The sequence below is a fragment of the Vibrio sp. TRT 17S01 genome (genome assembly GCF_050113695.1).
Lineage (GTDB): Bacteria > Pseudomonadota > Gammaproteobacteria > Enterobacterales > Vibrionaceae > Vibrio.
Genome location: NZ_JBNJOG010000003.1, coordinates 172,342 through 185,369, shown reverse-complemented (window position 1 = coordinate 185,369; position 13,028 = coordinate 172,342). Strand labels below are relative to the sequence as shown.

The following is a 13,028-nucleotide window of genomic DNA, read 5'->3' as shown; positions in this document are numbered from 1 at the left end:
ATTATTTGCATTAGTTAATAAATTGCATTTAAATATCCATGTTTCTTGTTGGCGGAGTCAATTCATGGATTTACATCAGTGCTGGGCACATTACCTCAAAGCAGAGCAACTTTTAGAGCAAGGCCATTGGCCGGAAGCCAACTATTTGTTTGAACAAGTTCTCAACCATATGCCCGGACACATCCAAACTGCCCTACACAGTGAAGAGACCAAACCATGTCAGTTTGTCTGTTTACTCACGGGTTTGAGAGACGCAGCCATTTCCCAATCAGAAATTCTTAACCGAATGGGGCAACAACAACACGCGTTTGATGTGCTCAATCACGCTTACGCTTTGCTCCAATTCATTTCAATTGAGACGCTGCCTCTGGTTGAATCCGCTGCCAACATTCTTCATAAGCATAGTGAAGATCTCATGAAGCATTTAGGTGCATTTTGTAGTGCGCAGAGAAACGCAGAATGGATGCTGGAATTTGAACATGTTCAGAAAGCTCATCACCATTTCAGTGCCCTAAAGAGCTACCAACCCGAGTCTTGCTATTCCCATGTTGTCAATTGATAAGGACGTACAATGTCACAACACACTATTCTCAATGTTCGGAACCTTTCCGTTAGTTTTACAACCAATGACGGTATCGTCGATGCGGTAAAAGACATTAGCTTTGATCTTTTTACCAGTGAAACGCTGGCGATTGTTGGTGAGTCTGGAAGCGGTAAATCAGTATCGACAAACGCACTTATGCGCTTGTTACCTAATAACGCCATCGTGAATCCAGACGCAAGTATTGTGTTTGAAGGCGAAGAGTTGCTTCAGAAAAGCGAAAAGGAGATGCAAGCAATTCGTGGTGATCGTATTGGGATGATTTTCCAAGAACCGATGACTTCACTCAATCCTTACATGCGCGTGGGTATTCAGGTTGCTGAAGCCATCATGTGTCACCGTTCAGTTAGTCGGTCAGAAGCAAAGAAAAAAGTCTTAGAGCTGTTTGATTTAGTCCATTTACCAAATCCTGAAACCGCATACAGCAAATATCCGCACGAGTTTTCCGGTGGCCAATTACAACGGATCATGATCGCAATGGCGCTCATCAATGAGCCCGATATTTTGATTGCTGACGAACCAACAACAGCACTTGATGTAACGGTTCAAGCAGAGGTTCTTAACCTTATTAAAGAGATACAAGGCAAAATGGGAATGGCGATTTTGTTCATCACCCATGACCTTGGTGTTGTAAAGCACCTTGCTGACCGTGTTATTGTGATGTGTAAGGGCGACGTAGTTGAAACTGGAGATTGCGGGCCAATATTTGCTTCGCCTCAGCATGACTACACCAAAATGTTAATTAACTCTGTCCCTCGCGGGCAAAAAGAACCGATCGCAGAGAGCGCAACGCCACTGCTAAAAGCAGAAGATATTCGCGTTAAGTTTCTAATCAAACCTCATTTTATTGCCAGTAAAAGCCAATACTTTGAAGCTGTTAAAGGGATTTCCCTCGAACTTAAACAAGGTGAAACTTTAGGTATTGTCGGTGAATCGGGATCTGGGAAGTCAACGCTGGGCCGCGCGCTAATCGGTTTGTTGCCATGCACCGGTGATATTCATTATAAAGGGCAAGATATTGGCCAGCTCTCTGCAAAGGCAAAGTTTGAATTAAAGAAAGACATTCAAATGGTGTTTCAGGACCCTTACGGCTCACTTTCTCCACGTATGACCGTCGGTGATATCATCACAGAGGGGTTAACTGTCCATCAACCCCATCTAAGCAAAGCTGAACGTATGCAACGTGCACGAAAAGCGCTGGAAGAAGTAAGACTCGAACCCCACTCTATTAACCGATATCCACACGAGTTTTCAGGTGGACAACGTCAACGTATTGCAATTGCACGTGCGTTGATACTTGAGCCCTCCTTCATTTTGCTTGATGAGCCGACTTCTGCGTTGGACCGCTCAGTACAACTTACCGTCATTGATCTTTTGAAAGATATTCAGAAGAAACACAACATCGGCTTCTTGTTCATTAGTCATGATTTAAGTGTCGTCAAAGCGCTATCTGATCGCGTACTAGTGATGCAAAAAGGAGAAGTGATGGAACACGGCACTGCCGAAGAAATTTTCCATCAGCCAAAGCATGACTACACGCGAAAGCTCATCAATGCTTCATTTGATATTGATGATGAAGAAAGCGTGGCTGCTTAGTTAATACCATAACAACGTCAAAGAAAACTTCGGTTTGGCCGCCGAATCAAAAATGCCGCATGGATGCGGCATTTTTCTCGTGAAAGATTACAAAGTAAACTGTTTGTCTAAAGCCATATCCTCTAGCTTGAGCTCTATTTTTCTTCGCGTCTCTGCTTTTTTCTTCTTTTTTAATTGAACGTCTTTTTTTCTCTTTTTATTGGCTGCGTCCTGATAATTTCTATATGAAAAAATATCGCAATTACTCATAATGAGGTTCCACTATCCCTAGAATGCGTCTTTCAATCATCTGACCATATAGCTGGATAAGTTATTGACCAAATACCCAATTAAACCATATCAACATAGCAATAAAGTTCAATTTAAAAGCCATTAACTATCATTAGCAGTCGTTAGTTTGCTTTACGCAGTTTAATATTCTAAAAATAGTGTGAGATGGCCAAGTACCTCGTCTTAATATGCTCGATTAATAACTTCACTTTTTGCGGTGGTTGTCGGGTAAATGGATAGACAGCATAAACCCCAAGCTTTTTACCCACTTGCTCTGGAAATATATCCACCAATTGGCCATTTCGAATATCATGATAAACCAAGCAACGAGGAACATAAGCGATACCATGCCCCCCCAATGCCGCTTTACGCAGCGCGGTAGCATTATCTGTTGAAAAACTGCCATCGACTCTAACAATGTAGTTCCCGCTACTGCGTTTAAACTCCCATTCTGACGCCCCAGTTGTTTGATATGCGTATTGCAAACAATTGTGATTAGAAAGATCCTGCGGTTGCAACGGTTTACCATTTTTAGCAATGTAAGATGGCGATGCACAAACCACCCATTGCGAATCGAGTATGTGGCGGGCAATCAAGCTTGAGTCTTCTAAATATCCAGTACGAATAACCAGATCGTAACCACCAGCGATTAAGTCAACAAAGCGATTGTCTAACGACATGTCCACTGACAAACCCGGATGCATGTTACAGAATTCAGCTACCGCATCAGCGAGAATTAAGTCTCCTGAGATTGTAGGGACGGACATCTTAATGTGTCCACTCAAGCGTTCACCAAAACCGGAGACGGCATCCATGGCTTCTTGAGCGGCTTGCTTCACATTTTTTGCGCCAGCCAATAATGCCTTGCCAGCTTCAGTTAGCGTCAATTTACGCGTAGTTCGATATAATAACTGAACACCAATATCTTCTTCTAATCTTGCAATTCTTTTGCTAACTACTGAATTTGTAAGGTTATTTATCTCAGCCACCTTGCTAAAGCTGCCCATTTCCACCACCTGTGAAAATAAGATTAAGTCGTCGGCTCGCATCTTATTATGTCATTTTTGGAATTAATCATTTTCATTATTTCTCTATATCGAGAAAAAAGGAAGAAGTAAATTCACTCCGTATTAACAAAAACATCACAACTATAAAAATTAAGTGAACTTAGCTTCCGGAAGAAGGAAGGATCAGCCCGTACGAGGATGTACCGATGAATGAAACCCTATTAGCCTTGATGGCCTTCTCACCCATTGTGATCGCCGCCATATTATTAGTTGGCCTTAATTGGCCTGCTAAAAAAGCCATGCCAGTGGCATTTGTAATAACTGTTGTCATTGCTTCTGTATTTTGGGACATGTCAACCAGCCGTATTCTTGCTTCAATCTTTCAAGGTTTAGGCATTACCGCTTCTGTGTTGTGGATTGTGTTTGGTGCTATCTTTTTGCTTAACACCTTAAAACATACTGGCGCCATCACTACCATTCGCAACGGTTTCACCAATATTTCTGCCGATAGACGAGTTCAAGCCATCATCATTGCTTGGTGCTTTGGGTCTTTCATAGAAGGCGCTTCCGGTTTTGGTACCCCTGCAGCCATTGCCGCCCCGCTACTGGTTGCGATTGGCTTTCCCGCTTTAGCCGCCGTGCTCATGGGAATGATGATCCAATCTACACCTGTATCATTTGGTGCAGTGGGTACGCCAATCATAGTTGGTGTAAACAAAGGTCTGGACACTCATAATATCAGTGAGACCTTAGCTACAAACGGCTCAAGCTGGGAAGTCTACCTGCAACAAATCACATCGAATGTCGCACTGATCCATGCTTGTGTTGGTACGTTAATACCCGTACTGATGGCCATGATGTTAACCCGATTTTTCGGCAAAAATCGAAGCTGGACAGAAGGCTTAGACATTTTACCCTTTGCCGTTTTTGCTGGCCTTTCATTTACAATTCCATATGCATTAACCGGTGTATTCCTTGGCGCTGAATTTCCTTCTTTGATTGGCGGTTTAGTTGGCCTTGCCATTGTCGTATCGGCTGCCAAACGGGGTTTTCTTGTTCCAAAATCAACATGGGATTTTGAGAAAGAAGTACTATGGCCCAAAGAATGGTTGGGTTCACTCAAAATCAACTTGGATGAGCACAAAACTAAACCAATGAACATGGTCGTAGCTTGGTTGCCTTACGTATTACTTGCCGTGATTCTGGTGGCCAGTCGCGTCAGTGCTGATTTCAAAAATCTGCTTAAAAGTGTCAGTCTTTCTTTCAGTAACATTCTTGGTGAAGCAGGAGTAAGTACCGCCATTCAACCGCTGTATTTACCGGGAGGCATTCTGGTTTTTGTCGCCTTGCTTGCTGTCATGATCCAGTCTCGCAGCCTAGCGCATCTGGGCAAAGCATTTGGTGAATCGAGCAAAACCTTGATCGGCGCGGGCTTTGTATTGATTTTTACTATCCCGATGGTGCGTATTTTCATTAACTCAGGTGTAAACGGCGCAGAACTCGCCAGCATGCCAGTCACCACTGCTAATTTTGCGGCAAGATTGGTCGGTGAGGCCTTCCCTGCCCTTAGTGCAACCGTTGGAGCTTTAGGGGCTTTCATTGCTGGTTCAAACACCGTTTCCAATATGATGTTTAGCCAATTTCAATTTGAAGTTGCACAAACCCTCAGTATTTCTAGTGCCGTCGTGATTGCACTTCAGGCGGTGGGAGCCGCAGCAGGCAATATGATTGCTATACACAACGTTGTTGCCGCTTCAGCCACTGTTGGATTACTCGGACGAGAAGGTGCAACACTGCGTAAAACTGTTATTCCAACCTTCTACTATTTAGTTGTAACCGGGGTGATTGGCCTATTGGTTATTTACAGCTTCGGCGCCACCGACGCTCTTATGTGACAGCGACATTGGTGCTGATATCCAATCCCCGACAAGTACCAACATTCCCAGTTAATTGCGAATGTATAACCGTGGGTATCAGCACCACCTCTTTTTGTATATGTGACCTAATTCCCATCCCTGTGGCGTATTTGATTATTTTGATATTTCAGGACTGAATTTATGATTATTTCTGCTTCAACTGACTACCGTGCGGCGGCAAAAGCAAAGCTCCCCCCGTTTTTGTTCCATTACATTGATGGCGGGTCTTATAACGAGCATACCTTAAAACGAAATACCGGCGACTTAGCCGATATTGCACTGCGTCAACGTGTTCTCAATGACATGTCCGAATTAAACCTAGAAACAGAACTGTTTGGCGAAAACCTGTCGATGCCCATTGCATTAGCCCCTGTAGGTCTGACCGGAATGTACGCGCGCCGCGGAGAGGTTCAAGCAGCAAAAGCCGCAGATAACAAGGGGATTCCCTTTACCATGTCAACGGTTTCGGTGTGCCCTATTGAAGAAGTCGCGCCCACCATCGCTCGTCCAATGTGGTTTCAACTCTACGTTCTTAAAGACAGAGGCTTTATGAAAAACGTATTGGAGCGCGCAAAAGCTGCTGGGGTCACAACACTGGTTTTCACTGTCGATATGCCCGTCCCCGGTGCACGTTACCGCGATATGCATTCTGGCATGAGCGGTCCAAACGCAGCGATGAGACGTGTTTTCCAAGCAATGCGCCATCCACGTTGGGCAGTCGATGTTGGGCTACTCGGCAAACCTCATGATCTCGGAAACATATCCACTTATCGTGGTGAACCAACCAAATTAGAAGACTACATCGGATGGCTAGGCGCTAACTTCGACCCATCAATTAGCTGGAAAGACCTAGAATGGATTCGTGATTTTTGGGATGGTCCAATGGTTATCAAAGGCATCCTAGATACTGAAGATGCGAAAGATGCCGTACGTTTTGGAGCTGATGGCATTGTGGTTTCTAATCATGGAGGAAGACAATTAGATGGCGTTATGTCTTCTGCAAAAGCACTTCCGGCAATCGCTGATGCCGTCAAAGGTGATTTAAAAATCTTAGTCGATTCAGGAATACGAACCGGGCTCGATGTGGTTCGTATGCTTGCCCTTGGTGCCGATTGCACTTTACTCGGACGTTCATTTGTTTATGCGCTAGCCACCCATGGTCAAGCTGGTGTTGAAAACCTGCTTGAGCTCTATGATAAGGAAATGCGAGTTGCCATGACTTTAACCGGAGCCAAGCAGATTTCTGATCTTTCTCAAGATTCATTGGTGCAAATGAAGTAAACCTTTTGAGTGTCACAGCAAATCGTTTCTATCTGTGACACCTTTTACTTGCTGATTTAAAACAAAAAATAACAATACACCTGAGCGCTTTAAGGCGATTTGGGCAAAGCAAGAATCAATACACAAGGAAGCAAAGCATGGCAGACACACAAGACCTCGCTAAATACAAACAATTAGAGGAAACACTTGCGCTGCAGATAGACAAACAACGTATTATCACGCAGGAGGCTAAGCGCCTCGCTTATGGCACTGACGCAAGCTTTTATCGTCTGATACCTAAGGTTGTTTTACGGCTTAAGAATTTAGAAGAGATCATTTATACCATCCAATGCTGCCAAAAGCTGAGTATCCCTTTCACCTTTCGTGCCGCTGGTACCAGCTTATCAGGGCAAGCGGTGTCGGACTCTGTCCTAATCACATTAACCGACGACTGGCGCGATCATAAAATTATTGATGATGGGAACAAAATTCTATTGCAACCCGGCGTGATTGGCGCTGACGCCAACAAATACCTAGCACCCTACCAGAGAAAAATTGGGCCGGACCCGGCTTCCATCAATACCTGCAAAATTGGCGGTATTGCTGCAAATAATGCCAGCGGTATGTGCTGTGGTACAGCGCAGAATTCCTATCGCACCGTCGATAGTATGAGAGTTGTGTTTTGTGACGGAACAGTGCTAGACACCGCCAGCCCAGAAAGCGTGACTGCATTTAAAACCGCACGACCTGATCTTATTGAAGGCATCACGCAGCTTTGCCATGAAACGACCAGCAACACTGAACTGGCTGAGCGTATCCGCCATAAATATCGGCTTAAAAATACCACCGGTTATGCCCTCAATGCGTTGGTCGACTATCAAGATCCAATCGATGTTTTACAACATCTTATGATTGGCTCAGAAGGTACGTTAGGGTTCATCGCTGAAATTACCTACAACACCGTTGTTGAACATGCGTATAAAGCCTCTGCTTTGCTCGTTTTCTCAAATATCGAAGAAGCAAGCCGCGCTGTAACAACTTTATCGAAAACACCTGTTGCTGCCGTCGAGCTCATGGATGGTCGCGCAATGCGTTCAGTAGCTGACAAAGCTGGAATGCCTGATTTTATGCAAGCGTTAGACTTAGAAGCTGCTGCGCTGCTAGTTGAGTCTCATGCAAAAAATCAAGATGAATTGGATACTCAATGCCAATCCATTATGGCTTCACTTACCAGTTACAACATCATCCAATCAGTCTCTTTTACATCTGAAGCAAAAACCGTTGCCACACTTTGGGGTATCCGCAAAGGTATGTTCCCCGCAGTAGGTGCTGTGCGAGAAGTGGGTACAACTGTGATCATTGAAGATGTCGCCTTTCCTGTCGACAACTTGGCCAATGGAGTTCGTGATTTACAAGCGTTATTCGATAAATACCAATACAATGAAGCCATTATTTTTGGTCATGCGCTTGAAGGTAACCTTCACTTTGTGTTTACCCAAGGATTCGACTCACAAACCGAAATCCAACGCTATGGCGGATTTATGGATGATGTAGCCGATTTAGTCGCCGTCAAATATCAAGGTTCGTTAAAAGCGGAGCATGGAACAGGCCGAAATATGGCCCCGTATGTGGAGCTTGAATGGGGAAAAGATGGTTATGCGCTGATGCAAAAAATCAAAGCCTTATTCGATCCTGAAGGCTTGCTAAACCCTGGTGTAATCATCAATACCAACCCGAACTCACATATCGAAAACCTAAAACCGATGCCTGCGGCTGACCCGATAGTCGACCGTTGTATCGAATGTGGTTTCTGTGAACCTGTTTGCCCTTCTCGAACCCTTACACTCTCTCCACGACAACGTATTGTGCTTTATCGCGAGCTTCAGCGTAGGCAAGCTGCCGGAGAGCAAACAGAAGCATCTGAACTGGCAAAGATCTTCGAATATCAAGGGCTTGATACCTGTGCTGCCACAGGTTTATGTGCTGATCGTTGTCCTGTTGGGATCAACACAGGCGATCTGGTAAAACAACTCCGTACAATAAAGTATGAGAAGTTCACACCAATCGCACGTTGGACCGCTAACCATTTCTCAACTACGACCACCCTTGCCCGCGCCGGCTTAAAATCCAATCAACTGGCCGTTAAAGTCTTGGGGGAAAACAATGTCGGTAAACTCACCAATGGGTTACGAACCTTAACTAAAGGTGCAACGCCTTTCTGGCTTGCAGAGATGCCACAAGCCAATACTCATAAGCCGGAAATCATCACAAACCACACTCAAGAAAAACGTGTTGTTTACCTTCCTTCTTGCGCTAGCCGGAATATGGGACAACAAGTGAGTGCCGCCGATCAACGGCCATTGACAGAAGTGACTCTTTCGTTACTGGAGAAAGCCGGATACCACGTTATTATTCCTAATCAACTCACAGAACAATGTTGTGGAATGCCCTATGACAGCAAAGGAATGAACGACATTGCGAAGCGCAAATCTCAGCAACTCGAAGAACTGCTCTGGCATGCGACTTTACAAGGCCAACTTCCTGTATTGATGGACACCAGCCCATGTGCGAAACGCAGTATTGAGCAATTTAGTAAACCAATCAAAATTTATGAACCAACAGGTTTTGTCAGCCAATTTTTGCTCGAACATTTGGAGATCACACCACAGCAAGAAACCGTCATGCTTCATGTCACGTGTAGCTCACGAAGAATGGGATTGGAAAACGACATGTTGAAGTTGGCACAAGCGTGTGTGTCTGAGGTGATTGTTCCAGAACACATCCAATGTTGTGGCTGGGCTGGTGACAAAGGGTTTACCACACCAGAGTTAAATGAAGCGGCGGTGCATCCATTGAAATCTCAAGTCCCGTCACACTGTAAGCGTGGTTTTAGTAACAGTCGCACGTGTGAAATTGGCTTATCTCACCACAGTGGTGTGCCTTACCAATCAATATTGTATTTGGTTGATGAAGTATCTACTGCAAAATAGCCCATTCTTTTAAATTTAGGCTCTATGCTTTGGGGCCTGAATTTACTTGAAATCCTCTTTCATCGTCAGTTTGGGCAACATGCTTCGCATCGTTACATTTTATCACTTATAAAATGCATAAAAACTCATATGTTTGTGGCATCACAACTCAAAGGAGCTGAAATGGAACTAGAAATATTTGTGTGCGACGCATTCACCAACCAGAAGTTTTCAGGAAACTCAGCAGCAGTCATTCCCGTAGCAGACTGGTTAAGCGATGAATTAATGCAAAATATTGCAGCAGAAAATAACCTCTCTGAAACCGCTTTTGTAAAGCAATTAGGTCATGATGAATATCAGATTCGTTGGTTTTCACCATTAACCGAAGTCGATTTCTGCGGTCATGCAACTTTGGCTGCTGCGTTTGTTTTGTTTAAGCACTTTGATGCCAGCCAGCAAATCACCTTTGACACTGCTTCTGTTGGTGTATTGACGGTAGAACAGACACCGGACAGCCGTATACATATGAGCTTTCCTAACCGTAAGCCTGAACATGTGGCACAACCACCAGTCGAACTTCTGGAAGGACTTTCCATCGCTCCGGTAAAGGTACTAAAAAGCTCGCAAGCTTATTTCGCTATTTATGAAAATGAGCAGCAGGTGAAGAGCATCCAAACCAACAGTGAACAGCTAAAAAAACTGGCTCCCTATGATGTAGTCGTGAGTGCTCCTTCTGAAACTGGCTTTGATTTTGTTTCTCGTTATTTCTGGCCTGCCAATGGTGGAGATGAAGATCCTGTAACGGGCTCAATTCATGCCGGACTTGCCCCTTACTGGGGAGAGCAGCTCAACAAATCCAACCTGAAAGCCTTCCAAGCGTCAAAGCGTGGCGGCGTCTTATACTGTCATTTACTTGAAGAGCGAGTTTTAATCTCAGGTGATGCGGTGCTCTACTCTCACGGTAAAATATTTATTTAACCCGCAATATAAAACTCAGTCTAAGCAATGGAATCAGGGCAAAATTTGACACTTTTTCCATTGCTCTTTTTCTGCATTTTCAATACGGTATTTGTATCCAAAAGCACTTTAACAAAGCTTAACGTGTTCCTTGGAGAAGCGTTCACTTATTTGGGAAGGAGGCAGTAATGAAAATCATCATTCTCCATGGCCTATATATGCACGGGCTAGTGATGCATCCACTCAGCCAAAAACTTCGCAAGCTAGGTTACCAAACCAAAGTACTCACCTATAACACTCTCGCTATTAATGAACATAAAGTTTTTGATGCCATAGACACAGCGTTGAGCCAAACTGAAACTAACGTGTTGGTAGGCCACAGTCTTGGTGGTTTAATGATTAAGTATTATCTTGCTGCACGGAAGCCAACTGCTAAGCATATTTCTCATGTTATTGCGTTGGGCTCCCCGCTTCAGGGGGCTTCCATTGTTAAACGGATACAAGATCTGGGGTTTGGTGCCATGCTTGGAAACTCTCCAGAACATGGTTTAACAACACATGAAGACAAATGGATTTATCCACAAAAGCTTGGCAGCATTGCTGGAACGGTACCATTTGGGGCAAGAGCCTTACTAATGATGGATGGTAATGATCTTTCTGATGGTACTGTAACCATTGAAGAAACAAAAATTGATGGCATGACAGATCACTTAGAAATCCCACAAACTCATACCAGCATTATTTACAGCTCCTTTGTACCAAAGCAAATAGAATACTTTATTCGCAACGATGAGTTTCGACATTCGCAGCATCATTAATTCACCGCTACGATGCAGGTGAGACATTCAAAATATTCGCTTAGATAATGGTTGAGAAATCGAAGAATTGTTGTACTTTAACGGAGTATGACTGCAGCACAACGCACCTGTCACAATTCAACATAATAAAATAAGTATCTATTTCATGTCACAGCCCAATATAAAATTTATCGCCGCCGATATGGACGGAACCCTACTCGATGAGAACAGCCAGTTAAACCCTGAGTTTTTTAACCTCCACCAACAATTAGAGCAAAACAACGTTATCTTTGCCGCTGCTTCTGGTCGACAGTATTACAGCCTCATCGACACCTTTGAACCGATAAAAGATCGCATGATGTTTATTGCCGAAAATGGCACATTGGTAATGCATAAAGGCGAGGAGCTTTACAGTTGTTCGATTAGTAAAGAAGAAATTATAAACATCGTTGAACAAGCCAGAGCTATCCCTGATGCGTACATTGTGCTTTGCGGAAAAAACTCAGCCTATATTGAAACACAAGATCCTAAAGCGCTGGCTGAATTCAGTAAATATTACAAGCGCTGTCAATACGTTGAAGATTTGCTCTCTGTTGAAGACACTTTCATCAAAGTCGCGATTTGTCATTTTGATGGAACTGAAGCGTTAGTTTACCCTTCGTTCAGCCAACAGTTTGGCAACAGTCATCAAGTGGTTGTCAGCGCAAAAATTTGGCTTGATGTCATGAACGCTAAAGCGTCAAAAGGCGCAGCCATAGCGCATTTGCAAAATACGTTAGGCTTTTCCTATGAAGAAACCATGAGCTTTGGTGACTATTTGAATGACTTAGAGATGTTACAAGCTAGCTATCATTCATATGCGATGGAAAACGCACACCCAAAAGTAAAAGAGATCGCTCGATTTAAGGCGCCAAGCAATATCGATGCGGGCGTTTTAACTGTGATAAAACAGCAAGTACTCTGAGCAAATTGTAGAAACCTATACAGCCAACGTTAAACGCTGGCTGTATAGGTTTCCTCATAAGGAGATCCAGTAGCGAACGATGGGATCTCGAATAACTTCTCCCTGAATCACCTTATCAAACTTGCCTCCATTAGCCTCAATCACCCTTCGTGAACCAATATTAAACTCATTTGCGGTTAATAAAGCGGATTGGATCCCCAGCTTCTGAGCCTCTAACAAAGCCAGTTTTAACATCAAAGTTCCAAGCCCTTTACGACGAAAAGCAGGCGCAACACAATAACCAATGTGCCCTGCTTCCCGGGCAAGAAAATCGGTATCGATATTATGTCGAACACGGACAATACCTATGATTGTTTGTGACTCATCCACCAACCAGAAGTGACTACAAGGTACGTACCCTTCACGTAAATGCAGACCAAGCGATTCGTCTATTAAACGCTGGACATAATGGTCAAAATCCACGGCACTGTCTTGGTAATATTCTGCGTTTTCATTATCATTGAGCAACAAGTCATGATAAAACGCACTAAACTCTGCCTCTAATTCAAACGAAGGGGTTATCAGTTTCATCCATATACTCCCGTGACCACACACTACGGAAAGTCACTGCGACTAAATCCTTGATCCTTATATAATAAGCTACTGTTAGCATAAAACAGTGCGCTATCACTTAGTCTCACAATCTTTCATT

The 13,028-nt window shown here is 43.8% G+C and carries 11 protein-coding genes; 8 read left to right on the top strand and 3 right to left on the bottom strand.

The window, feature by feature from the left end:
- Positions 1 to 64: 64 nt before the first annotated feature.
- Both ACQEXS_RS06380 and ACQEXS_RS06375 read left to right on the top strand, forming a co-directional pair.
- Entirely contained in the window at positions 65 to 559 is a 495-nt protein-coding gene (locus ACQEXS_RS06380; RefSeq protein WP_367989664.1) for a hypothetical protein, read from the top strand.
- Between the two features lie 12 nt (positions 560 to 571).
- Entirely contained in the window at positions 572 to 2,197 is a 1,626-nt protein-coding gene (locus tag ACQEXS_RS06375; RefSeq protein WP_427013209.1) for an ABC transporter ATP-binding protein, read from the top strand.
- Between the two features lie 87 nt (positions 2,198 to 2,284).
- Here the strand turns inward: ACQEXS_RS06375 and ACQEXS_RS06370 are convergent, their stop codons facing one another.
- On the bottom strand, positions 2,285 to 2,446 hold the full coding sequence (locus tag ACQEXS_RS06370) for a hypothetical protein (RefSeq protein WP_427013208.1): 162 nt from the start codon (positions 2,444 to 2,446) through the stop codon (positions 2,285 to 2,287).
- 170 nt (positions 2,447 to 2,616) lie between these two features.
- Positions 2,617 to 3,516 carry a LysR family transcriptional regulator gene (locus tag ACQEXS_RS06365; protein WP_367989661.1) on the bottom strand — a complete coding sequence of 300 codons (900 nt, stop codon included), beginning with the start codon at positions 3,514 to 3,516 and terminating at the stop codon, positions 2,617 to 2,619.
- Between the two features lie 164 nt (positions 3,517 to 3,680).
- Between ACQEXS_RS06365 and ACQEXS_RS06360 the strand changes: the two genes are divergently transcribed.
- From ACQEXS_RS06360 to ACQEXS_RS06335, 6 genes are all read left to right on the top strand, one after another.
- On the top strand, positions 3,681 to 5,369 hold the full coding sequence (locus ACQEXS_RS06360) for an L-lactate permease (protein WP_427013207.1): 1,689 nt from the start codon (positions 3,681 to 3,683) through the stop codon (positions 5,367 to 5,369).
- A 162-nt stretch (positions 5,370 to 5,531) separates the two neighbouring features.
- The gene (gene lldD, locus ACQEXS_RS06355) at positions 5,532 to 6,671 is read left to right on the top strand and encodes an FMN-dependent L-lactate dehydrogenase LldD (protein ID WP_427013206.1); all 1,140 of its coding nucleotides are present in this window, start codon (positions 5,532 to 5,534) and stop codon (positions 6,669 to 6,671) included.
- 137 nt (positions 6,672 to 6,808) lie between these two features.
- A complete protein-coding gene (locus tag ACQEXS_RS06350; RefSeq protein WP_427013205.1) occupies positions 6,809 to 9,640 on the top strand; it encodes an FAD-binding and (Fe-S)-binding domain-containing protein in 2,832 nt (943 codons plus the stop codon).
- 162 nt (positions 9,641 to 9,802) lie between these two features.
- Positions 9,803 to 10,597, top strand: a complete 795-nt coding sequence (locus ACQEXS_RS06345; RefSeq protein WP_427013204.1) for a PhzF family phenazine biosynthesis protein — start codon at positions 9,803 to 9,805, stop codon at positions 10,595 to 10,597.
- Positions 10,598 to 10,764: 167 nt separating this feature from the next.
- Positions 10,765 to 11,394 carry an esterase/lipase family protein gene (locus tag ACQEXS_RS06340; protein ID WP_427013203.1) on the top strand — a complete coding sequence of 210 codons (630 nt, stop codon included), beginning with the start codon at positions 10,765 to 10,767 and terminating at the stop codon, positions 11,392 to 11,394.
- Positions 11,395 to 11,539: 145 nt separating this feature from the next.
- Positions 11,540 to 12,337: a Cof-type HAD-IIB family hydrolase gene (locus ACQEXS_RS06335; protein ID WP_427013202.1), complete on the top strand. Its 798-nt coding sequence runs from the start codon at positions 11,540 to 11,542 to the stop codon at positions 12,335 to 12,337.
- Positions 12,338 to 12,391: 54 nt separating this feature from the next.
- Here the strand turns inward: ACQEXS_RS06335 and ACQEXS_RS06330 are convergent, their stop codons facing one another.
- Positions 12,392 to 12,907: a GNAT family N-acetyltransferase gene (locus ACQEXS_RS06330; protein WP_427013201.1), complete on the bottom strand. Its 516-nt coding sequence runs from the start codon at positions 12,905 to 12,907 to the stop codon at positions 12,392 to 12,394.
- Positions 12,908 to 13,028: the final 121 nt, after the last annotated feature.